25 protein-coding genes and 1 tRNA gene are annotated in these 21,223 nt (G+C 65.7%); 12 read left to right on the top strand and 14 right to left on the bottom strand.

Annotated elements, in window-relative coordinates; genetic code table 11:
• Nucleotides 1-128: 128 nt before the first annotated feature.
• The 9 genes from Q8M85_RS04290 to Q8M85_RS04330 all read left to right on the top strand — a co-directional run bounded on the left by Q8M85_RS04290 (nucleotide 129) and on the right by Q8M85_RS04330 (nucleotide 6,085).
• Nucleotides 129-704: a YceD family protein gene (locus tag Q8M85_RS04290; RefSeq protein ID WP_305540693.1), complete on the top strand. Its 576-nt coding sequence runs from the start codon at nucleotides 129-131 to the stop codon at nucleotides 702-704.
• 182 nt (nucleotides 705-886) lie between these two features.
• Complete coding sequence (gene rpmF / locus Q8M85_RS04295) at nucleotides 887-1,093, top strand: 50S ribosomal protein L32 (RefSeq protein WP_295078639.1); 207 nt, start codon at nucleotides 887-889, stop codon at nucleotides 1,091-1,093.
• 24 nt (nucleotides 1,094-1,117) lie between these two features.
• Nucleotides 1,118-2,242 (top strand): phosphate acyltransferase PlsX, encoded by a 1,125-nt coding sequence (gene plsX / locus Q8M85_RS04300; RefSeq protein WP_305540696.1) that lies wholly within the window; start codon nucleotides 1,118-1,120, stop codon nucleotides 2,240-2,242.
• The gene (locus Q8M85_RS04305; RefSeq protein ID WP_305540698.1) at nucleotides 2,239-3,210 is read left to right on the top strand and encodes a beta-ketoacyl-ACP synthase III; all 972 of its coding nucleotides are present in this window, start codon (nucleotides 2,239-2,241) and stop codon (nucleotides 3,208-3,210) included. The genes plsX and Q8M85_RS04305 overlap by 4 nt, the downstream gene beginning before the upstream one ends.
• A gap of 90 nt (nucleotides 3,211-3,300) precedes the next feature.
• Nucleotides 3,301-3,603 (top strand): integration host factor subunit alpha, encoded by a 303-nt coding sequence (gene ihfA, locus Q8M85_RS04310; protein ID WP_305540700.1) that lies wholly within the window; start codon nucleotides 3,301-3,303, stop codon nucleotides 3,601-3,603.
• Nucleotides 3,604-3,612: 9 nt separating this feature from the next.
• The gene (locus Q8M85_RS04315; RefSeq protein WP_305540701.1) at nucleotides 3,613-4,263 is read left to right on the top strand and encodes a MerR family transcriptional regulator; all 651 of its coding nucleotides are present in this window, start codon (nucleotides 3,613-3,615) and stop codon (nucleotides 4,261-4,263) included.
• Between the two features lie 60 nt (nucleotides 4,264-4,323).
• Nucleotides 4,324-4,401: transfer RNA gene (locus Q8M85_RS04320), tRNA-Pro, on the top strand.
• A gap of 94 nt (nucleotides 4,402-4,495) precedes the next feature.
• Nucleotides 4,496-5,563, top strand: coding sequence for a 2'-deoxycytidine 5'-triphosphate deaminase (locus Q8M85_RS04325; RefSeq protein ID WP_305540702.1), 1,068 nt, complete (start codon nucleotides 4,496-4,498; stop codon nucleotides 5,561-5,563).
• A 48-nt stretch (nucleotides 5,564-5,611) separates the two neighbouring features.
• Nucleotides 5,612-6,085, top strand: coding sequence for a hypothetical protein (locus tag Q8M85_RS04330; protein WP_305540704.1), 474 nt, complete (start codon nucleotides 5,612-5,614; stop codon nucleotides 6,083-6,085).
• Here the strand turns inward: Q8M85_RS04330 and Q8M85_RS04335 are convergent.
• From Q8M85_RS04335 to epmA, 11 genes are all read right to left on the bottom strand, one after another.
• Nucleotides 6,063-6,263: a hypothetical protein gene (locus tag Q8M85_RS04335; RefSeq protein WP_305540707.1), complete on the bottom strand. Its 201-nt coding sequence runs from the start codon at nucleotides 6,261-6,263 to the stop codon at nucleotides 6,063-6,065. The two genes, Q8M85_RS04330 and Q8M85_RS04335, sit on opposite strands and share 23 nt — an antisense overlap.
• A gap of 76 nt (nucleotides 6,264-6,339) precedes the next feature.
• Nucleotides 6,340-6,978: an SMC-Scp complex subunit ScpB gene (scpB, locus tag Q8M85_RS04340; protein WP_305540709.1), complete on the bottom strand. Its 639-nt coding sequence runs from the start codon at nucleotides 6,976-6,978 to the stop codon at nucleotides 6,340-6,342.
• Entirely contained in the window at nucleotides 6,978-7,769 is a 792-nt protein-coding gene (locus Q8M85_RS04345) for a ScpA family protein (RefSeq protein WP_305540712.1), read from the bottom strand. The genes scpB and Q8M85_RS04345 overlap by 1 nt, the downstream gene beginning before the upstream one ends.
• On the bottom strand, nucleotides 7,762-8,757 hold the full coding sequence (locus Q8M85_RS04350) for a glycoside hydrolase family 3 protein (protein ID WP_305540714.1): 996 nt from the start codon (nucleotides 8,755-8,757) through the stop codon (nucleotides 7,762-7,764). Before Q8M85_RS04350 ends, Q8M85_RS04345 begins: the two co-directional genes overlap by 8 nt.
• Nucleotides 8,754-9,734 carry an SPOR domain-containing protein gene (locus Q8M85_RS04355; RefSeq protein WP_305540717.1) on the bottom strand — a complete coding sequence of 327 codons (981 nt, stop codon included), beginning with the start codon at nucleotides 9,732-9,734 and terminating at the stop codon, nucleotides 8,754-8,756. The genes Q8M85_RS04350 and Q8M85_RS04355 overlap by 4 nt, the downstream gene beginning before the upstream one ends.
• A 71-nt stretch (nucleotides 9,735-9,805) precedes the next feature.
• Nucleotides 9,806-11,548: an arginine--tRNA ligase gene (gene argS, locus Q8M85_RS04360; protein ID WP_305540721.1), complete on the bottom strand. Its 1,743-nt coding sequence runs from the start codon at nucleotides 11,546-11,548 to the stop codon at nucleotides 9,806-9,808.
• Between the two features lie 69 nt (nucleotides 11,549-11,617).
• The gene (locus Q8M85_RS04365) at nucleotides 11,618-12,094 is read right to left on the bottom strand and encodes a holin family protein (RefSeq protein ID WP_305540723.1); all 477 of its coding nucleotides are present in this window, start codon (nucleotides 12,092-12,094) and stop codon (nucleotides 11,618-11,620) included.
• A 4-nt stretch (nucleotides 12,095-12,098) separates the two neighbouring features.
• Nucleotides 12,099-12,710, bottom strand: a complete 612-nt coding sequence (locus Q8M85_RS04370) for a holin-associated N-acetylmuramidase (RefSeq protein ID WP_305540725.1) — start codon at nucleotides 12,708-12,710, stop codon at nucleotides 12,099-12,101.
• Nucleotides 12,711-12,779: 69 nt separating this feature from the next.
• Nucleotides 12,780-13,235, bottom strand: a complete 456-nt coding sequence (ccmE, locus tag Q8M85_RS04375) for a cytochrome c maturation protein CcmE (RefSeq protein WP_305541020.1) — start codon at nucleotides 13,233-13,235, stop codon at nucleotides 12,780-12,782.
• Nucleotides 13,236-13,332: 97 nt separating this feature from the next.
• The gene (gene argC, locus Q8M85_RS04380; protein WP_305540728.1) at nucleotides 13,333-14,361 is read right to left on the bottom strand and encodes an N-acetyl-gamma-glutamyl-phosphate reductase; all 1,029 of its coding nucleotides are present in this window, start codon (nucleotides 14,359-14,361) and stop codon (nucleotides 13,333-13,335) included.
• Nucleotides 14,362-14,684: 323 nt separating this feature from the next.
• On the bottom strand, nucleotides 14,685-15,737 hold the full coding sequence (gene epmA / locus Q8M85_RS04385) for an EF-P lysine aminoacylase EpmA (protein WP_305540731.1): 1,053 nt from the start codon (nucleotides 15,735-15,737) through the stop codon (nucleotides 14,685-14,687).
• 85 nt (nucleotides 15,738-15,822) lie between these two features.
• Between epmA and efp the strand changes: the two genes are divergently transcribed.
• On the top strand, nucleotides 15,823-16,389 hold the full coding sequence (gene efp / locus Q8M85_RS04390) for an elongation factor P (protein ID WP_305540732.1): 567 nt from the start codon (nucleotides 15,823-15,825) through the stop codon (nucleotides 16,387-16,389).
• 157 nt (nucleotides 16,390-16,546) lie between these two features.
• Nucleotides 16,547-17,326: a formate/nitrite transporter family protein gene (locus tag Q8M85_RS04395; RefSeq protein ID WP_305540735.1), complete on the top strand. Its 780-nt coding sequence runs from the start codon at nucleotides 16,547-16,549 to the stop codon at nucleotides 17,324-17,326.
• A 192-nt stretch (nucleotides 17,327-17,518) separates the two neighbouring features.
• Here the strand turns inward: Q8M85_RS04395 and Q8M85_RS04400 are convergent, their stop codons facing one another.
• Together Q8M85_RS04400 and murI are read right to left on the bottom strand one after the other, a co-directional pair.
• Nucleotides 17,519-18,259 carry a DUF1684 domain-containing protein gene (locus Q8M85_RS04400; RefSeq protein ID WP_305540738.1) on the bottom strand — a complete coding sequence of 247 codons (741 nt, stop codon included), beginning with the start codon at nucleotides 18,257-18,259 and terminating at the stop codon, nucleotides 17,519-17,521.
• Nucleotides 18,259-19,071 (bottom strand): glutamate racemase, encoded by an 813-nt coding sequence (gene murI / locus Q8M85_RS04405; RefSeq protein WP_305540741.1) that lies wholly within the window; start codon nucleotides 19,069-19,071, stop codon nucleotides 18,259-18,261. Before murI ends, Q8M85_RS04400 begins: the two co-directional genes overlap by 1 nt.
• 191 nt (nucleotides 19,072-19,262) lie before the next feature.
• On the opposite strand from murI, the gene Q8M85_RS04410 reads away from it, so the two are divergent.
• A complete protein-coding gene (locus tag Q8M85_RS04410; RefSeq protein WP_305540743.1) occupies nucleotides 19,263-20,168 on the top strand; it encodes a LysR family transcriptional regulator in 906 nt (301 codons plus the stop codon).
• 238 nt (nucleotides 20,169-20,406) lie between these two features.
• Here the strand turns inward: Q8M85_RS04410 and Q8M85_RS04415 are convergent, their stop codons facing one another.
• On the bottom strand, nucleotides 20,407-21,207 hold the full coding sequence (locus tag Q8M85_RS04415; RefSeq protein WP_371135195.1) for a DUF6596 domain-containing protein: 801 nt from the start codon (nucleotides 21,205-21,207) through the stop codon (nucleotides 20,407-20,409).
• Nucleotides 21,208-21,223 lie beyond the last annotated feature (16 nt).

Consider the following 21,223-nt stretch of genomic DNA (forward strand, 5'->3'; position numbering starts at 1 on the left):
CTCTTGTGCCATCGATCAACGCAGGTTCTTCAAAACCCTTGGCGTTCGGGATAACAGACTATGAGCCCCTTGTTCAAGAATGGAACGCCGCACCCTTCCCGTGGGGCGGCCCCGTGAAAGTCCCGCCGATGACCGATGTGCCCCAGCCCCGTCCCACCCGCTTCCGCACCGGCGGGCTCAGTCCGCGCAAGCCCACGCGCTTTGCCTATCGCCCCGATGCGCAGGAACGCGCGGCACTCGCGGCTGATCTGGGCCTTCTGGGCCTGGCTGCGCTGGACCTCACCGGCGAGATCCGCCCCTCGGGGCGCGATGAACTGGTGCTCGAGGCTCGGCTGACCGCCCGCGCCGACCAGCCCTGCAGCGTCACCTTGGTCCCGGTGCCGGCAAGGATCGACGAACCCGTACGCCGCCGCTACGTCGCGGGCTACCAGTTGCCCGATGGCGACGAGGTCGAGATGCCCGAGGACGACACGGTGGAACCGATGCCCGAGGTAATCGACCTGGCCGAGATCGCCGCCGAGGCGCTGGCCTTGGGCCTGCCCCTTTACCCCCGCGCGCCGGGGGTCGACTTCACCCAGACACTCCATGCGGGGGATGGCGTGGACCCGCTTTCCGACGAAGACGTCAAACCGTTTTCTGCGCTGCAGGGCCTTGCGGAACAACTGAAGTCCAAAGGAAAAGCCGGATCGGACAAGGACGAATGACCCTGCCTGCACCCCCTTGCCGCGCCCGCGAAAAGGGGCTTGCGCCGACCGGGAATCCGAGTATGTTCCGCGCCTCATTCAAGCTGTGAAGCAGCATCGGTCCTGCATTGCCGAATCCCGCAGAACCACGCTGAATCGCAAAGGAAATCCGGGGCATGTCCCCACTGCCCAAAGGTTGAGACATGGCTGTCCCGCAGAACCGCACCACGAAGTCCAAGCGCAACATGCGCCGCGCGCATGACGCGCTGGTTGCCGCCAATCCGAACGATTGCCCGAACTGTGGCGAGCTGAAGCGTCCGCACCACGTGTGCAGCGCCTGCGGCCACTACGATTCGCGCGAAGTCGTCTCGATGGCCCGCGAAGTGGATATCGACGAGGACGCGGCGTAAGCCGCGCATCCTGCGCGCGTCCCGATGGCACTCGGACCCGAGTCTGCACCTGCCCCGGCCACTGAGCGCGTAGTCATTTCCGTTGACGCCATGGGTGGCGATCATGGACCGGCAGCTGTTGTTGCCGGTCTTGTCGAATCCCTTGGCCAGCATCCCCGGATGGACGCGATCCTGCACGGCGACGAAGCCGTGCTGCGTCCCCTGATCGCCCGTCATCCCGAACATGCATCCCGCATCACCCTGCGCCATGCCGAGCGTGTCGTGAAGATGGAGGACAAGCCGGCCCAGGTCATGCGCCACGGCCAGGGCACCTCGATGTTCTCGACCATCGACGCGGTAAAGGACGACGAGGCGGCGGCGGCGGTCTCTTGCGGCAACACCGGCGCGCTGATGGCGGTGTCGATGCTGCGGCTGCGCAAACTGCCGGGCCTCAGCCGTCCGGCCATCGCCAGCCTCTTTCCGACGCCCACTCCCGGCAAGATGAACGTCATGCTGGACATGGGCGCCGATGTGAAGGCCGAGCCGACCGACCTGCTGCAATTCGCCTTCATGGGTGCATCTTACGCCCGCAACGGGCTTGCCATCGCGCGCCCGCGCGTCGGTCTGCTGAACGTCGGCACCGAAGAGCACAAGGGCCGGGCTGAACTGCACGAGGCGCATGCCCTTCTGGGCCGCCATGCCGAGGCGGGCAGTTTCGATTACGTCGGCTTCGTCGAAGGCACGGATATCCTGTCGGACCGTGTGGATGTGATCGTCACCGATGGCTTCACCGGCAATGTCGCCCTCAAGGCCATCGAGGGCACGGCGCGGCTGGTGGGCGACCTGTTGCGCCAGACGCTGACCTCGACGCTGCTGGCCAAGCTCGGGGCGTTGCTTGCGCGGGGGGCGCTCCGGCGTCTTCAGATGCGGATCGACCCGCGCCGGGTGAATGGCGGTGTGTTCCTGGGATTGAACGGCACAGTCGTGAAATCGCACGGTTCCGCCGACGCCACCGGGGTCGCCGCGGCCATCGGCCTTGCCTATCAACTGGCACAGGTTCGTTTCCTGGAACGGCTTGCGGCGCGGGTTGCATCCGCCGAAGCTGCGGGGCAGGATGCCGGCCAAGTGGGGGCCGAAATGGCCGGGACCGGAGGCAATCCTTCCGAATGACGATACGCGCCGCAGTCAGGGGCGTCGGGCACTATCTGCCCGACCGTGTCGTCCCCAACTCCGAATTCGAAGCCATCATCGACACTTCGGACGAATGGATCCGCTCCCGCTCGGGGATCGAGCGGCGGCATTTCGCGGCGGAAGGCCAGCTCACCAGCGACCTTGCGACCCGCGCGGCGATTGCCGCACTCGCGGATGCCGGGATAGAAGCCGACCAGATCGACGCGATCATCGTCGCGACCTCGACCCCGGACCTGACCTTTCCGTCCGTTGCCACGATGGTCCAGAACGCGCTTGGCATGACCAAGGGCTATGCCTTCGACGTCCAGGCCGTCTGCGCGGGATTCGTTTATGCCCTTGCCAATGCCAATGCCCTGATCCTGTCCGGCCAAGCGACCCGGGTCCTTGTCATCGGGGCAGAGACCTTCTCCCGCCTGATGAACTGGAAAGACCGCGGCACCTGTGTCCTTTTCGGCGACGGCGCGGGCGCGGTGGTGCTTGAAGCCATCGAAGGCACCGGGACCAATGCCGACCGTGGCATCCTGGCGACCGACCTCAACTCGGACGGGCGCTACAAGGACATCCTTTACGTCGACGGCGGCACCTCGACCGGGACCACGGGACACCTGGTGATGGAAGGCAAGGAAGTCTTCCGACATGCCATTGAAAAGCTTGCAGAAACGGCGCACACCGCGCTGGACAAGGCGGGCCTGACGCCCGAGGACGTTGACTGGATCGTCCCCCACCAGGCCAATATCCGCATCATCGAGGGCACCGCGAAACGGATGCAGGTCGCGATGGACCGTGTCGTCGTCACCGTCCAGGACCACGGCAACACTTCCGCCGCCTCGATCCCATTGGCGCTGTCCGTGGGAAAGGCCCGTGGCCAGATCAAGCCGGGCGATCTGATCGTGACCGAGGCGATCGGCGGCGGACTGGCCTGGGGTTCGGTCGTCCTGCGCTGGTAGGCGCCTTTAACCACGCGTTACAAGTGGTTGATATTGACTCGTAAATCCATCCGGCCCAATCTCGCCCGATAACAACTCGTGGGGGACGAGATGAGCGAGAAGACCCTGACCCGGATGGACCTCAGCGAAGCCGTGTTTCGCGAAGTGGGTCTCAGCCGCAACGAATCTGCCAATCTCGTTGAAGCGGTCCTGCAACATATGTCCGATGCCCTGGCCTCGGGCGAAACGGTGAAGATCTCGTCCTTCGGGACCTTCTCGGTGCGCGCCAAGACTGCCCGGGTCGGTCGCAACCCCAAGACCGGGGAAGAAGTTCCGATCTCGCCCCGCCGCGTCCTGACCTTCCGCCCATCGCACCTGGTGAAGGACCGCGTGGCGGCCGGGAAGAAGCGCTAAGGGCACGGAATGGACAAGTCGCCCGACGCCTTCCGCACCATAAGCGAAGTCGCCGACAGCCTGGATACGCCCGCCCACGTGCTGCGCTTCTGGGAAAGCCGCTTTCCGCAGATCAAGCCGGTCAAGCGGGCCGGGGGGCGGCGCTACTACCGGCCTGCGGATGTCGCGCTGCTGACCGGGATCAAGCGCCTTTTGCATGAGGAAGGCCTGACGATCCGCGGCGTCCAGAAGATCTTGCGCGATCAGGGCGTGCGGCATGTCGCGGGGTTGTCCGACGATTCGGTCAGCATCGATGCAGGTCTTCCGACGGACACGGCGATGCCGGACGATCTTGCTGCCCTGCCGGAAGTGCCCGAGGCCGGTTTCCTTGCCGTCGACGACGAGCCGGAAGCCATTCCCGCGCCACAGGTCCCGCGTCCGCCGCTGCATCCTGCGCAGCCATCGCTCTTCGACCCGCCGCCGGCCCTGGCTCGACCCTACAGCGCAGCTGGCACACCAAAGAAGCCCACCCTGCCAGAGACAGTGACTTTTTCCAGCCTGATCAGGCGGTTGCCGCGCAATTCTACCATGCGAAACCCAGCGCAGCTTGCCGAAGTCGTGCGCCGTCTGACGGCACTTCGCGCCCGTATGGTCGAACGTGCCGAAGGCGGCACCGGCTGACGACAAGATGCGCTTTCCTGCTTGCACCGGCCCGGAATACCGGTATGTATCGCCCCGTGTCGGGCCGTAGCGCAGCCTGGTTAGCGCGTCCGTCTGGGGGGCGGGAGGTCGAGAGTTCGAATCTCTCCGGCCCGACCATCGAAAACCCGCCCGCCTGCCAACCGGCATGGCGGGCGGTTTTTTATCCGGCCGTTCGAGGGATGGATTGGGGGGGATCGCGTTGACATCAGGAGTGCTGCCTGTCCAGGCCTTGCGCCAGCTGATTGCCCGGGGCGCGCTGTCCGCCCAGCCCCCGATCCGCGAAGATCAGATTCAGCCGGCCAGCCTTGATCTGCGCCTTGGCCCCGTTGCCTACCGTGTCCGCGCCTCGTTCCTGACCGGACAGGGACGCACCGTGCAGGACCGGCTTGAGGAATTCACCATGCACAAGGTGAACCTGGGCGATGGCGCCGTTCTGGAAAAGAACTGCGTCTATGTGATCCCGCTTGCGGAACGGCTTACACTGCCCCAGGGCGTCACCGCCGTCGCCAACGCGAAAAGCTCTTCCGGTCGCCTTGACCTTCTGACCCGCACCATCACCGACGGCGGCACCGAATTCGACCGCATCCCCGAGGGTTACCACGGCCCGCTTTATGCCGAAGTTTGCCCGCGCAGCTTTTCCGTCCTTGTCCGCGAAGGCCAGCGTCTGAACCAGATCCGCTTCCGCCAGGGCCAGGCGGTCCTGACCGACGCGGAGCTTGCCGCGCTGCACGCGATCGAGCCTCTCGTATCGGGCGAGGCGGTCATCTCCGAAGGCCTCGGCTTTTCGGTCGACCTCAAGCCCGCGAAAGGCACCCTTGTCGGCTACCGCGCCAAGCCGCACACCGGCGTCGTGGACCTTGACCGCATCGCCCACTACCCCGCCCCCGACTTCTGGGAAGAGCTGCACAGCAGCGATGGTCGCATCATCCTGGACCCCGGCGCCTTTTACATCCTTGTCAGCCGCGAGGCGGTGACGATCCCACCGGACTACGCCGCCGAGATGGCTCCCTACCTGGCCATGGTCGGGGAATTCCGCGTCCATTACGCGGGATTCTTCGACCCCGGATTCGGCCATGCTGCGGCCGGGGGCGCTGGGTCCAGGGGCGTGCTGGAAGTCCGCTGTCACGAAGCGCCTTTCGTACTGGAACACGGGCAGATCGTCGGCCGCCTGGTCTACGAACGGATGTCCGAGCGGCCCGAGACGCTGTACGGCGCGGGGATCGCCTCGAATTACCAGGGCCAGGGGCTGAAGCTCGCCAAGCAATTCCGGTCGGCCTGACGCGCCATTTGTGCTAGACTTGTCGCTGAGGGACCAGGAGGGGTGCCGATGCGGGCCGCGCGCTGGCAGGGTCTGGTGGCAGGCATAACGGCCTTTCTGACCGCCCTGCCCGTCTGTGCCAACCGCCTGACATTCGACGTGCGCCCTGACCCCCTGCCCGATCACGCCGTCGCCTGCTCGGTTGCGTTGACGGACGGCTGGATCAGCCTGGTGCGGATCAAGGGGTTTGGTATGCCCGCGCCGCAACCGTTCCGCTGGCGGACCACCCAGACAGAAGAGGCCGCCCTTCTGGCCGCGTTGGAAGCTTTCGTCTATGGTGATCCACGATCAGTCGAGGCTTACCATTCCCGCCCGCCCGCTCCGCCCTTCGTCAGCGTGACCTGGATGACCTCACTGGATGGAGAGCTGGCCTCGGGCCTCTACCTCCAGCCCGGCCTGCACCTGCCCCGTGTGCTTGCGTCCAGTCTGGAGTCGCTCGGACTTGACCACGCGTGCGGCCTTAGCGCCACAACCGGCGGGTAGCCTTCGAGATTTCCTTCGCCCGCTGTGCCAGTTCGCGCCCCTTCTTGGCTTGCTCGCGTTCTTCGGGGGTCATCTCGGCTTCGGGTTTACCGCGGCTGGCGGCATAGTTGATGCCCGCGTCCACGGCGCTGCGGACGAACATCTTCGTCAGCATGCTGAAAAGGCCGTTCAGATTCATCCGCCCCTCCTGTCGGCCGCCTGCCTGATATGGCGCAGCCCTTGGCAAAAACCAGATCGCCGCGCATGCGGGCGGGTCAATCCTCAAAAAGCTCGCTCTGGCCGGTCGTGGCTTCCTCGTCCTCGTCCCCGGTCGCCCCCTGGCCCGGTAAGGGTCGGCTGTCCAGAAGCCCTGCGGCCCGCAACTCCTTCAGCCCGGGCAGGTCGCGCGCCGATTCCAGGCCGAAGTGGTCCAGAAACTGCTCCGTCACCACAAAGGTCACCGGCCGCCCAGGTGTCATCCGCCGCCGTCCCAGTCGAATCCACTCCAGCTCCATCAGCTGATCCACTGTCCCACGGCTGACCGCCACGCCACGGATTTCCTCGATTTCGGCCCGCGTCACCGGCTGGTGATAGGCCACGATCGCCAGCGTCTCGATCGCGGCACGCGACAGCTTGCGCACCTCAACCGTCTCACGCCGCATCAGGAACCCCAGGTCCGCCGCCGTGCGGAAGGCGTAAGCATCCCCGACCTTGACCAGGTTCACCCCCCGCCCGTCATAGCGCTTGCGCAGATGCATCAAAGCCTCGGCAGGGTCGGCGCCATGCGGCATCCGAGCTTCCAGTTCGGCCAGCGTCACCGGCTCGGCTGACGCGAACAGGATCGCCTCGACCATCCGCTCCTGCTCGCCCATCGGGGGCGCATCGAAGAGGCTCTCTTCGCTTTGCTCGGTCATCATCCGTCCTTCCGGCGCAACTCGATCGGCGCAAAGGTCTCGCCCTGCCGCAACACCACCTGCCCCCGCTTCGCCATCTCCAGCACCGCCGCGAAATGCGCCGCCAGCGAGGACCGCCGCGCCATTGGCGTGCCATCCCACCCGTCCGGCAGGAAGCTGACCAGCGTCGCCCAGTCGCCCACGTAACCGATCAGTCCCCGCATCCGGTCCAGCGCCTGCTCCATCGTGTAGATGTGTTCACGGTCCAGCACGAAGGGCCGGAACTCGTCCTTGGTGCGGATCTGCGCATAGGCGCGCATCAGGTCCAGCAGCGTCGCGGTGTAGCTTACCTTGCGAAGGTGCGTCAGGTCCTCAGGGATTCCGCGCGCGAAGAAATCCCGGCCCAGTTGATCGCGCCCCATCAGCCGCGCCGCCGCGTCACGCATTGCCTGCAACCGTTCCAGCTGGAACGCCAGATGCGCCGCCAGGTCTTCCGCCGACGGCCCCGCCTCGCCCGGCTCCGGCGGCAGCAAAAGCCGCGACTTCAGGAAGGCCAGCCAGGCCGCCATCACCAGATAGTCCGCCGCAAGCTCGATCCGCAGGCTCCGCGCCTTCTCGACGAAGCCCAGATACTGCTCGGCCAGTTGCAGGACCGAAATCTTCCGCAGGTCGACCTTCTGCGTGCGAGAAAGGGTCAACAGCAGGTCCAGCGGCCCCTCGAACCCGTCCACATCGATGATCAGAGCTTCAGCCGCCAGCCGATCCTCCGGCGCGATGCGCTCGGGCTGCTCCCAGGCGTCTTCGTCAGCCATGCGCCAGCTCGGACAAGGCGGCCTCGACATCAACGGTAGCCGGACGCCGCGCAGCCACCGCCGCTTCAGCCCGAGCGCGAGCCTTGGGGCCCATCACACCTGCCGCACCCGCGACCGCAACCATCTCGGCCATGTCGCCCTTGCAGTGGAGAGCGATGTCCACCCCCGCCGCGATGGTCCGCGCCGTGCGTTCGGCCAGCGTCCCGGACAAGGCCTGCATGTTCAGGTCGTCCGACATCAGCAGACCCTGGAAGCCGATCTCCTCGCGGATCACCCGGATCATCGTTGGCGACTGAGTCGCTGGCCGTTCTGCATCCAGCGCCGCAAAGACCAGATGTGCCGTCATTGCCATCGGCAGGTCGCGCAAGGCCCGGAAAGGCGCGAAATCGACCAGGGTCAGCTCGTCCACCGACACATCCACTGTCGGCAAGTCGTGGTGCGTGTCCACGTGGCTCAACCCATGCCCCGGCATGTGCTTCATTACCGGCAGCACGCCCCCTGCCATCAGCCCCTCGGCCACCGCCCGTCCGATCCGCGCGACGGTTTCAGGGTCGCGCCCGTAGCAGCGGTTCATCAGGAAGGGATGCGTTGCGGGCCGCACCACGTCCAGCGTCGGGATGCAGTCGGCGTCGATCCCTACCTCCCGAAGCTCCGCCGCGATCACCGAAGCCCGCAGCCGCATCACCCGTTCCGCCGCCTCGACCGACCCCGCCCCATCCACCGTATCCAGCGGAGGCGTCCACTCGCGCCAGTGCGGAGCGCGCAACCGCTGCACCCGCCCGCCTTCCTGATCCACCAGGATCGGAGCCTGCCAACCCACCGCCTCGCGCAGGTCGGATGTCAGCCGCCGCACCTGATCCGGGTCCTCGACGTTCCGCGCGAACAGGATGAAGCCGAACGGATCGGCGTCACGAAAAAAGGCACATTCTTCGGGCAACAGCGTCGGCCCGGCGCAGCCGAAGATCACAGCGCCCTGGCCCACGGTCATTTGTGCGGCACCGGGATGCAGACGGAATTTTCCGTAACGAAGGCGGAACAGAACCGCCGGGCGTCATCCTCACCCTCGAAGCCATGCGCCCGCAGGCGGTAAAAGGTCCGCCCCCCGCTTTCCGCCGGTTGCACCACCATCGCCTTTGCCGCCATCAGCTCGCCAAAGCGGCCCTGCAACCGGGTCCATTCGGCCCGCGCCTCCTCGATCGTGTCGAACGTGCCGAACTGCACCAGCCGGGTGCCAGGGGTCAGCGTCGCAGGGTCTACTTCGTTCGGGGCTGGCAAGGATTTGGCCGCCTGTGCGACGGAAACCGCCCCGGCCCGCGCGCCAGGGCGGGCCTTTGGCCGGATCGAGACGGTGATCGCGCCCTCGGGTGCCGGGTCGGTCGGCAGCTCCAACACAAGCGTATCCGCCACGGGGTCTTCGACCGGGAACTCGCCCAGCGCCTCGGCCAGGGCGGCATCGATGGCAACTTCGGTCGGTGTCGCGCTTTCTGTGGGCGGCGTCGCCGCCAGCGCCAGATCGGCATTGGCCGTCAGCGCCGACACCGGGGCCGAGGCTTCCTCCAACTCGGGCACCGCAGTTGCGCCCAGGCCGGCTGTATCTTCGGGCGCAAGCTCAACCGGGCGCGGCGCCAGCACCAGTTTCTCCGGCGGTGGTGCGGCGATCCCGACTGCGGCCACTGCGTTCACGGCAAGCCCCTGGTGATCGGCAATTTCCCCACCCGGGTCCTCGGGCGCGATCCGCATCGGGCCCTCCATCGCCTGAATCACCGGCACGCCGCGCACGTCGCGCACCGCCAGTTGATACCCCCAGACGCCCAGGCCCACGACAAGGGCCAGCGAGGTGACGGCACCTGCGATATTGATCGTGCGTTGCACTTTGCGGGCGTCGAGGATTTCCCTTGCACCCTGCCGTGCAGGCTCCTCCCGATGAGAGTAGCCGCCGCCGAAGTCATAATCCGCGTCCGCCATCTGCTGCCCCTGCCTGCGAGACGGTTGATCCGCCCCTGCAATACGCCTCGTTTCCAGCGGGGCGCCGTTGGTCAGCGCATTTCCTCGACCGGAGTGACGCCAAGGATACCAAGGCCTGCGCAAATAACAACGCCCACGGCCCGGACAAGGGCGATTTTCGCCGCAGAAATTGCGGTATCGCCCTGGATGAACCGCAAGCTGTCGTCATCGTTGCCCTTGTTCCACAATCCGTGGAAGTCCGAGGCGAGTTCGTAGAGGTAGAAGGCCACCCGGTGCGGCTCGTGCCCCTTGGCGGCGATTTCGACCAGCCGGGGCCATTCGCCCAGCTTGCGGATCACTTCCAGTTCCGCCTCATGCCCCAGATGGGTCAGGTGTGATGCGGAAAGCGAGGCATCGCTCACGTCCAGGCCAGCGTCCCGCGCTTTCCGCAGGATGCTGTTGATCCGGGCATTGGCGTATTGCACGTAGAAGACCGGGTTGTCCTTCGACTGCTCTGTCACCTTGTCGAAGTCGAAGTCCAGTGCCACATCGTTCTTCCGGGTCAGCATGACGAAACGGACGACATCCGGCCCGACCTCCTCGATCAGGTCGCGCAGCGTGACGAAGGTGCCGGCCCGCTTCGACATCTTGACGATCTGCCCGCCCTTCAGCAGCTTCACCAGCTGGATCAGCTTGATGTCCAGCGTGACCCGGTTCTCCGACAGCGCGCTGACCACGGCCTTCAGCCGCTTCACGTAGCCCGAGTGATCCGCGCCGAATATGTTGATCAGCTCATCGAACCCGCGCTGCACCTTGTTGTAGTGGTACGCGATGTCGGGGGCGAAATAGGTCCACGAGCCATCGGACTTCTGCACCGGGCGGTCCTGGTCATCCCCGAACTCGGTGGAGCGGAACAGCGTCTGCTCGCGCGCCTCCCAATCCTCGGGCGCCTTGCCCTTCGGCGGCTCCAGCGTGCCTTGGTAGATCAGGCCCAGCTTGCGCAGGCGTTCGATCGCCGCCTCGATCTGGCCCGTGCCATAAAGCGCCTTCTCCGAGGAATAGACGTCCATCTTGACGCCCAGTGCGGCCAGATCCCCGCGGATCATTTCCATCATCATGTCGGTTGAGAAAACTCGCACATCCGCCAGCCAGACACTTTCGGGCTGGTCCAGGAGGCTGTCGCCATGCTTGGCCTTCAATGCCTCGCCCACCGGGATCAGATAGTCGCCGGGGTACAGCCCCTCGGCGATCTCCGGCGAAAGCCCATGCGCCTCGCGGTAGCGCTCATAGGCGCTGCGGGCCAACACATCGACCTGCCCGCCCCCGTCGTTGATGTAGTATTCCCGCGTGACTTCGAACCCGGCATAGGCAAGCAGCGCCGCCAGCGCATCGCCCACGACCGCACCCCGCGCGTGCGCCACATGCATCGGCCCCGTCGGGTTGGCGCTGACGAACTCCACGTTGACCTTGCGTCCCTGACCCAGCGACGACCGGCCATACCCGGTTCCCTGCTCCAAAACCGCGCGCACCAACCCCTGCCAGGCCGCAGGCTCCAGCCGCAGGTTCAGGAACCCCGGCCCCGCCACATCCGCCCCCGCGACACGAGGGTCCGCCATCAACCGCGCCGCCAGCGCATCGGCAATCGCGCGCGGAGCCATCCCCGCGGGCTTTGCCAGCACCATCGCCGCATTGGTCGCCATCTCGCCATGCCCCTGATCGCGCGGCGGCTCCACCGCCACGGCAGCAAGGTCCAACCCCGCAGGCAGCACCCCAGAAGCCATCAGCCCCTGCAATTCGGCCACCACAAGCTCACGGATATCGGCGAACAGGTTCATTTGATCACATCCTCTGATGCCCAAGGCCATGCCAGAGGCCCGATCAGAGGTCAAGGATCGGCGGCAGGTTCACTCCCGCCGCCACTCCTCCAGCGCCGCATTCTCCTCGGGCACCGCACCCGCCGCCGCAAACGGAGACACGACCGCCCGGTTACGGAAGTAATGCGTCTCCCGTGCGCCAAAGTAGAAGGCGACGATGGCCCCCAAGAGCCACCACAACGGCTCGGGCACCGCGTTCAGCCCGACCATCCGCTGCGCAAATGCCACCGGGTCCACCATCGCATAGGTGAAAAGCCCCAGCGTACCGAACGCCAGACAAGGCCGCGGCAGCCGGTTCAGCCCGTTCACCATCCGGTCAAACCAGGACAGCGCCGGATGCTGATACTCTTCCCCCAACTGCCGCAAGGCCGCCATCTGCGCCTCGGCCGACAACTCCATCCGCTTGGTGGCCGAAGGGACGAAGATCTCCGCCACCCCCTGCGCGGCTTGCCCCAACGCGGACACCGCAGCCGGGGTCCCGATCAACTTGCCGATCATCCCCCCCATGATCCTAGCCCCATGCCGCCACCCGCGCCGCGTGCTGCGCCGCCGTCAGGTGGTACTTCGCCGAGATGAACTCCTCGGCCCGCACGATCCAGCCACCCTTCCCGCCATCCTTCCGCCGCGCGAACTTCCGGCTCGCCGGGCGCCTGTCTGCAATCGCATAATAGTAGTTGCGCCTTGCGATCCCGTAGGCATCCGGCAGATGCGTCGGCGCCGCCTCATAAGCCATCTGCGCCGCCCGGATCGTCTGAGGCCCGATAGCCCCGTCCGCGTCACAAGGAAACCCCATGTCGCTCAGCAACCGCTGCAGGATTTTCACCGCATTGCCCCCGGCATTGACATACATGTCGAAGACGGATGCCTGCAGCGCCTCCGGCAACGCCGCGATTCCAGGCCCCTCGAAATAGTGCTTGAGGTAGATCTCGACCGCTTGCTTGCGGGTCAGGGCCCGCACGTCTGCCACGTCGATCCGCTTGTCGCGGTTCACGTCGATCCCAAGGCGACGCAGGGTATGGATCGTCACTCCGTGGTTCGTGGCCCCCCCCGGATCATCCGGGTCGTTCACGAACCCACCCTCACGGGCCACGATTTCTTCGGCAATCTGACGGACATCCGGCATCGGCAACCCCCTTTGCAACGGGGGCAACCTCGCAAACCGGCGTTAACGCCGCCCGACCACGGCGCGCGCTCAGCTTTCCGGCTTGGCGTTGGGGTCGACGTAGACGCCCTGCTCCTTCAGCGCATCGACGACTTCCTGCGGCATGTAGGTCTCGTCATGCTTGGCCAGGACCTCGGTCGCGATGAAGGTGTCGCCCTCCATCTTGCCCAGCGCCACCATCCCCTGACCCTCCGAGAAAAGGTCCGGCAGGATGCCATTGTAGCGCACTGGAACCGTCGCATTGGTATCGGTCACGGCAAAGGACACCTCGGTCCCCTCGCCCCGCACGATCGACCCTTCGACCACCAGCCCGCCGATGCGGAACGTCTCCCCGGCCGAGGGCGGCGCGGACATGACCTGGCTCGGAGAGCGGAAAAAGTTGATCCCGTCCCGCATCGCGTATCCCACCAGTCCCGTCGCGCCAAGCAGCGCCACTGCTGCCAAGGCGATGATCTGGATGCGCCGCTGCTTCTTCAGGCCCTTCAGCCCCCGGAAATCCTTCTTCTCGCTCATCCCATCCGTCCCCTGCCGTCAACCGGCCTATGCCACGCCCAAGGTGGGCACGCCTTGATGCGCGTCAAGCCTACGGAAAGACCGGGGCCAGCATCAGCCCTTCGCTCTCGGGCAGCCCCAGCATCAGGTTCGCGTTCTGGATCGCCTGCCCCGACGACCCCTTGGTCAGGTTGTCCAGCACGGCCACCACGACGGCCAGACCCGGCCTCCGGTCGCCGATCACGCCCAGATGGCAGAAGTTCGACCCGGCGATGTCGCGCGTCGAGGGCAGCAACCCAAAGGGCAGAACTTTCAGGAACGGCTCGCTTTCATACGCCTTTTCAAGCGTTTGGTGAACGATCTTCGCATCGCCCCTGACATAAACGGTCGCCAGGATTCCCCGGTTCATCGGCAGAAGATGCGGCGTGAACTGCACCTGCACCGGACGCCCGGCAATCTTGGAGAACTCCTGGTCGAACTCGCCAAGATGCCGATGTTTCCCGCCCGCCGAATAGGCATGCGTGCCCCCGGACAATTCCGCGTGAAGCAGGTTCTCTTTCAGCGACCGCCCCGCTCCCGACACCCCGGCCTTCAGGTCGATCAGGATGTCGTCCAGATCGATGCAGCCCGCCGCGATCAAAGGCCTCAGCGCGAACTGCCCCGTGGCCGCATTGCAGCCCGTCCCCGCGACCAGCCGCGCCGCCGTGATCTCGTCACGGTAGAACTCGGTCAGCCCATAGACCGCCTCCTTCTGCAATTCCTGCGCTGCATGGGGCTGGCCGTACCACTTCTCGTAGTCCGCCGGATCACGCAGCCGGAAGTCCGCCGACAGATCGACGATCTTCAACCCGCGCGGCAGCTTCGCCACCACCTCCTGCGTCGTCGCATGCGGAAGCGCGCAGAAGCACAGATCGACGCCAGAGAAATCGATCTCGTCGATCTTCTGCAGCCGCGGCAACTCCAGGTGCCGCAGGAACGGAAACACTTCGGCCATTGCCATGCCAGCCTTGCGATCGGCCGACAGTGCCACGATCTGCATCGACGGGTGCGTCGCGATCAGGCGGACCAGCTCCGCCCCCGTATAGCCCGAGGCTCCAAGGATGGCGATGCGATGGGTCATTGGCGCGGCTCCTGCAAACGAAACGCGCCTTCTTTGCGCCCCTCGCGCCCTCAATGCAAGACCACCCGGCGCGACGGGCAGAATTCCGGCCGAAGCCCTTTCATCTTTGCCAAAATATCCCCGCCGGAGGCAGCCCGGCGGCGCGGCCTGGGCCTGCGCTGCCCGCCAGATCGCCACGCCTGACCCTGGTGCCTCCCCTCTCCCCTGTGGGGAGAAGGGGCCGGGGGTGGGGGCTACCCGGCCAAATCCTTTCAGAACGGTAAACGATTACAGGCAACTGTTTGAAAATATTCACAAATCTCAGAATGCCCACCGTGGACAGATCACGGCACCGGGCTCCACATCACGTCGTCGATCCGCGGCGCGCCGGTCGCCAGCATCACCACCCGGTCGAACCCCATCGCGATTCCTGTCGCCGCCGGCATCCCTTCCAGTGCCGCCAGGAAGTCCTCGTCCAGAGGATAGCTTTCCCCATAGACCCGTGCCTTCTCTGCCATCTCCGCCTCGAACCGACGCCGCTGCTCGCCCGCGTCGGTCAGCTCCCCGAACCCGTTCGCCAGCTCCACCCCGCAGGCGTAGACCTCGAACCGCTCTGCCACCCGCACATCCCCCGGCACCCGCCTGGCTAGCGCTGCCTCCGCGGCAGGGTAGCGGTCAAGGATCGTCACCCTCCCCATCCCAAGCTGCGGCTCGACCCTCGACGACAAGACCCGGCTCAGCATGTCCGACCAGGTATCGTCCGCCGCCCGCCGCACACCGATCCGGTCCAGCTCCGCGCCGAGCGCCTCCACCTCGGTAGACCCGTCCGCCCGGATCGACCGCATCAGATCCACCCCCGCATGCCTCTCAAAGGCCTCCGCCACCGAAAGCCGCTCTGGCTCGGCAAAGGGATCGCAGGTTTGCTCGCGGAACCGCAGGCCCACGGCCCCCGCCTCTCGGGTCGCGAGGCGGAGAAGGGCCATCGTATCAGCCATCAGGACTTCGTACCCTTCGCCGACCCGGTACCACTCCAGCATCGTGAACTCCGGGCTGTGCAGTGCCCCCCGCTCCCGGTTGCGCCAGACATGGGCAAAGGCGTGGATCCGCTCCTCACCAGCCGCAAGAAGCTTCTTCATCGCGAACTCGGGCGAGGTGTGAAGATACATCCGCCGCCCCTCCCCGTCGGTCCCGATCGCCTCGGTGGCGAACCCATGCAGGTGGGCTTCGTTTCCCGGACTGATCGCCAGTGCGGCCGGATCGACCTCGGTGAACCCCTCCCGCGCCAGCCAGCCCCGGATCGCCGCCTGAATCCGGTTGCGCGTCAGCAGGAGCGGGCGGCGGTCCGCGTGGCGCGAGGGGCTCCACCACGGGCTGGACGGGGTCGATGCGGGATTCATCTGGAATTTCCGGTTGGGATCGGTTACGGGCGCGGGCAGATGCCGGTCTACGGGACCGGTCCCCGATATAACAAGGACCCGACCTTTGAAAGTCATCGCCTCCTCGCTCCGCAAGGGCAACGTCGTCGAAATGGACGGCCGGCTCTACGTCGTGCTGACCGCCTCGAACTTCCACCCCGGCAAGGGCACGCCCACCACCAGCGTCGACATGCGCCGGATTTCGGACGGGACCAAGGTTTCGGAACGTTGGCGGACGACCGAGATGGTGGAAAAGGCCACCGTCGACGAGCGGGAGTATGACTTCCTTTATGAGGACGGCGAGGGGTTCCACTTCATGGAGCCGACCACCTACGAACAGGTCGTCGTCACCGAGGATATCCTGGGCGCCAACAAGGCCTACCTGCAGGAAGGCATGCGCTGCTATGTGAAGACCTTCGACGGCGTTCCGATCGCGATGGAAGTGCCGCAGAAGATCACCGTCGAGATCCTGGAGACCGAGCCGGTCACCAAGGGTCAGACCGCCTCGTCTTCCTACAAGCCGGCGGTTGTGCAGAATGGGCTGCGGGTGATGGTGCCCCCCCATATCGGGCCGGGCGTGCGGATCGTGATCAACACCGACGACGACAGCTATGTCGAGCGCGCCAAGGACTAAGTGTCCACAGTGGTCATTTCCCGACCTCCCCACGATTTCAATAGGTTGGTTGCGGACGTTAAGAAATTGGAAAGCTTTTGAAAGGCACGCCCCGGGCGTGCCTTTTCGCTTTGCCGGGGACCGCAAAGCCCTATGCTGCGGACAAACGGAGGTCGATATGCCCGTGGACAGCCATGATGCCTACAAGCCCGCCGAGATTGCTGCGCTGATCGAAACGGCTGGCGTGGCCAAGGCCGGGCTGCCCTTGCATCGACTGGCGACCCTTGCCCTGCTGGCCGGGGCTTTCATCGGCTTCGGTTCGGCGTTCTGGTGCATGGCGATGGTGGGTGCGGACCCCGGCTTCGGGCCGCAAAGGGTGCTGGGCGGCGTGGTCTTCGCGCTGGGACTGATCCTGGTCGTCGTGGGTGGAGCGGAGCTGTTCACCGGCAATGCGCTGATGGTGATGGCAGCGGTGGATGGGCGCATCAGCCTTGGCGCGCTGCTGCGGAACTGGGGGATCGTCTGGCTGGGCAACCTGGTGGGTGCGGTGGGGTTGGCCCTGGCCTTCGGGATGTCGGGCCTTCTGGACGGGCCGATGGGCGCGGTGGCGGCAAAGGCCGCCTCAGCCAAGGCCGCCCTGCTCCCGGTCGAGGCCTTCGTGCGCGGCATCTTGTGCAATGCGCTGGTCTGCCTTGCGGTCTGGCTGAGCTTTGCGGCGCGGACGGCGACGGACAAGATCCTGGGGGTGCTCTGGCCGGTAGCGGCTTTCGTCACGCTGGGCCTTGAACATTCGGTGGCCAACATGTTCCTGTTTCCGGCCGGGCTCTGGGCCGGGTCTGAGGCGCCGACCGCAGCGATTGCGGGGAACCTGCTGTGGGTATCGCTGGGCAACGTGGTCGGCGGAGCCGGGGGAGTGGCCCTGGCATACCGCTATGCCTATGGCGCGATGCGCGTGTGAGGGCGGTGGGCAGATTGCCCACCCTACGCCAGAGCGAGTTTCGCAGCGTTCCGCGGAATGGTGGGCTAGGATGGTGAGCTGTAGCGCACCTTACGCGACGATGGCACCGTGGGGGTCGATGACGGCGATCTGCTCAAAGGCGGCTCGGCCCGGTAGGGTGGGCGATATCGCCCACCCCACGGTCGGGTCACATCAGGGGGCCAACTCGCCCGCCTCGATCCTGAAGGGCAGGATATTGCCGGGCGGCGGCAGCGGGCAGATCGCGTAATCGGTGAAGGCGCAGGGCGGCGAGATGGCGCGATTGAAGTCGAGGGTGATCTCGGTCTCGGTCGCGTCTTCGCCGAAAAGGAAGCGGCAGGCCGGGTAGGTCTCTCCGGCTGTGGCATCGCGGAAGACGAACATCGGCTTGCCGGATTTCCAGTGGGTCGGTGTCAGGGTGACGGTTTGGCCGTGGTGCTGGAAGGTGGCACGGTGCGTCAGGGTCACAGCGGCAGTGGAGCCGTCTTTCATTTCAACTTCCGAGACTTGCGGTGCGAAGCTTTCCCACCTTGCGCGGATGATCCAGGCCGGAGCCTCGGGATAGAAGCGCAGGTTGACCGAGCGGGTCAGCGTCAGGTCGCGGACCCGCAAGGCCGGGATGCCATCGACAGTGTGGATTTCAAGCAAGAACGGATCGACGCGAAGGTGCGGGAAAGCGTCCGGGACGGGCTGGAAGGGCTCTGGCGCACCTCCCGGTCGGGAAAAGGTTGTGTCCCTTGCGCTCAGGTCCAGCGTCCCAAGCAGATCGGGGCCGGAGGGAAGCTGCACCTCTTGCGCTGCGCCAACCGCATAGCGACCGGGGGCAAGCTCGATCCGTGCGACCAGATTGAGCCAGCCATCCGGGGCGCTGAGAGCGGCGAGGCGGGCCGCGCGCCACTCGGTCAGGGGCAGCATCAGGCCGCCTCGAAGGTGATCTTCCGGCGCAGGAACTGGGTGGCCTTGTTCGACACAGAGGCCGGGTCGCCGGTGGTCAGGAACTTCGACTGCGTTCCGGTGCCGGCGAACTGCGGGCGGCGTTGCAGGTAGTCGGCAAGCGACTCGGCCACCAGGTTGGCCTGGCTGTAAACCTTGACCCCCTGCCCCAGCGCATCGGCGAAGACCTTTTCCATCAACGGGTAATGCGTGCAGCCCAGGATCGCCGCCTCGGGTGCCGGCATCCGGCGTTTCAGCGCCTCGACATGAGAGCGGACGAGGGCTTCGGCCAGGATCTCGTCGCCTTGTTCGATGGCATCGACCACACCGCCGCAGGGCTGCGCTTCGACATCGACGCCGATGGCGCGGAAGGCCAGCTCGCGCTGAAAGGCGCGGCTGGCAACGGTGGCGGGGGTGGCGAAAAGGGCGACATGCTTGACGGCCACCTCGCGCGGGGGGGAGTTGTCGCCCCACTGGCGTTCGGTCAGGGCCTCGATCAGAGGCACGAAGACACCAAGGACTCGCTTGTCCGGCGGGAGCCAGGTTTCCTGCATCCGCTTCAGCGCGGCGGCGGAGGCGGTGTTGCAGGCAAGGATGACCAGATCGCAGCCCTCGGCCCAAAGGCGTTCAGTCGCGGCGCAAGTCAGGGCGAAGATGTCATCATGGTCGCGGACGCCGTATGGGGCGTGGGCATTGTCTCCGAAGTAAACGAAGGGGATGTCGGGAAGGCGCTTTGTCAGCGCATCAAGAACAGTCAGCCCGCCAAGGCCCGAATCGAAGACGCCAACTGCCATGCCTGCCTCTTTCGCCTGGGCGCAATCGCTGCGCGGGATGCCTTTTCGGCAATCATAGGGGGGACGGGCCTGGGGCGAAAGGCCCAAGCGAGCGCCCGCCGGTCGGCCAAGCCGGGGTTTACATGCGATGCTGTCTCCCTATGAAGGGGCGGACGTGGTAGGGTGCAAAACGCTTTGAGGCGAGGGTGAGTATGGATTGGGACAAGCTGAGGATCTTTCACGCCGTGGCGGAGAAGGGCAGCCTGACCCATGCGGGGGATGTGCTGCACCTGTCGCAATCTGCGGTCAGTCGGCAGATCAGGGCTTTGGAGGAAAGCCTGAACGTCACGCTGTTTCACCGGCACGCACGGGGGCTGATCCTGACGGAACAGGGCGAGCTTCTGTTTGATGCCACGACGCAGATGGTGCGGCGGCTGGATGCGACGGCGGCGCGGATCCGCGACAGCGAGGACGAGGTCTTCGGCGAGTTGCGGGTGACGACGACGACGGGGTTCGGGACCCTTTGGCTGGCCCCCCGGCTTGCGCGCCTTTATGAGAAGTATCCGGCGCTGAAGATCGACCTGATGCTGGAAGAGCGGGTCCTGGACCTGCCAATGCGCGAGGCGGACGTGGCGATCCGCATGAAGGAGCCGTCCCAGGCCGACCTGATCCGCAAGCGGCTGATGCAGATCAAGATGCAGATGTTCGCGACGCCGGAGTATCTTGAGGCCCACGGCGAGCCACAGTCGATGGACGATTTCAGCAGTCATCGGCTGATCAGCCAGCATGCGGGCACGCCGCAGGTGGCGGCGGGCGCGCTTCTGGTGGCGGAACTCATGACCCATGACATTCCGTCGACCCTGACGGTGAACAACTACTTCGGGGTCTTGCAGGGCGTGCTGAACCATCTGGGGATCGGGGTTCTGCCGGATTATCTGACCGACGATTTTCCCAATCTTGTCCGGGTCTTGCCCGAGGTTGAAAGCGCCGAGGTGCCGGTCTTTCTGGCCTACCCCGAAGAGCTTCGCCATTCCAAGCGCGTGGCGGCCTTCCGGGATTTCGTGACCGAGGAAATCATGGCCTTCCGCCGCAGGCAGGCCGAGGAGGCGGCGGCCTGAATTGCTGCCATGCAGCATTTGCATAGCGGCAATGCCCAAACGTCGGGCATTCCAGACTTGTTTGCGCAAGCATGGGGCACTAATTGAACACTCGAAGCGGCGATGAGCGTGCTCTCGTCCCTTCGTACCTCCCTGTTGGACTTGGCCGAGCGTAAAGCTCGGCCTTTTTTTTGGCATCACGTCATGAAAAAGGCCCGGCAGCCGCCTGCCGGGCCGTATGATCCTTTGGGGCGGGGTGTCAGCCGCCGCTGCCCTCGGCCGCATCGTCCGACTTGTCGTCGTCCGACTTGTCGTCGTCATCCGAGTCGTTCTGCGCCGGGGCGGTCGGGTCGATGTTCGACGAGATCGCGGCGATCAGCTCGGCCTCGGTCCAGCCCAGCGTCAGCGAACCATCGGCGGTAATGTCGCTGGCCAGCGGGACGGTGAAGGACTTGACGCTGGACTTCGCGCCGAAGTCGCTGTTCAGCGTGACCACGGCGACCGGGCCGCCATCGGCCTCATAGACGTTATCGACCTGGCCGATAACGATCTGGTCCTTGGTGCGGACCTCGTTGCCGACAAAGGCTGAATCGCTCATCATTGACACGGTGGTCATGTCCTCGGGCGCCGCACCGATGGTGATGTCCGAGCTGAGGTCAAGTGCGAAGGCCGGTGCAGCGACCAGCGCAGCCAGCGCCGCAGAGGCCAGCAGGGGTTTGGAATTGAACATTCGTCGTCTCCTGGTGTTGTGCCGTTCGTTCGGCATGCGCAGGTCAACCGCTGACGGCAGCGGATGTTCCAGCAACCAACGTCCTTCAAGTGCGGAGAGCCGTTCGGCGGGGAAGGCGCGGTCGAGAAGCTGGCGCCCCTCGGCCAGTTCAGCCTGGTTCCAGGGGCTGCGGTCCTGACGCGACGGCGGCAGCGTCTGACCATTCGGCCCGGTCCTGGCAGCCGACCGCACATGGGTCAGCAAGCCGCTGGCCCCGAAGGTTGCCGCAGTCTTCCTGGATGTGGCGGACCCGGCTGTTCCTTCGCAAAGACTCGTGTATTCGGCCATCATCGCGTTGAATTCCGGC

The organism is Tabrizicola sp. (assembly GCF_030694085.1).
In the GTDB taxonomy this organism is placed as follows: Bacteria; Pseudomonadota; Alphaproteobacteria; order Rhodobacterales; family Rhodobacteraceae; genus Tabrizicola.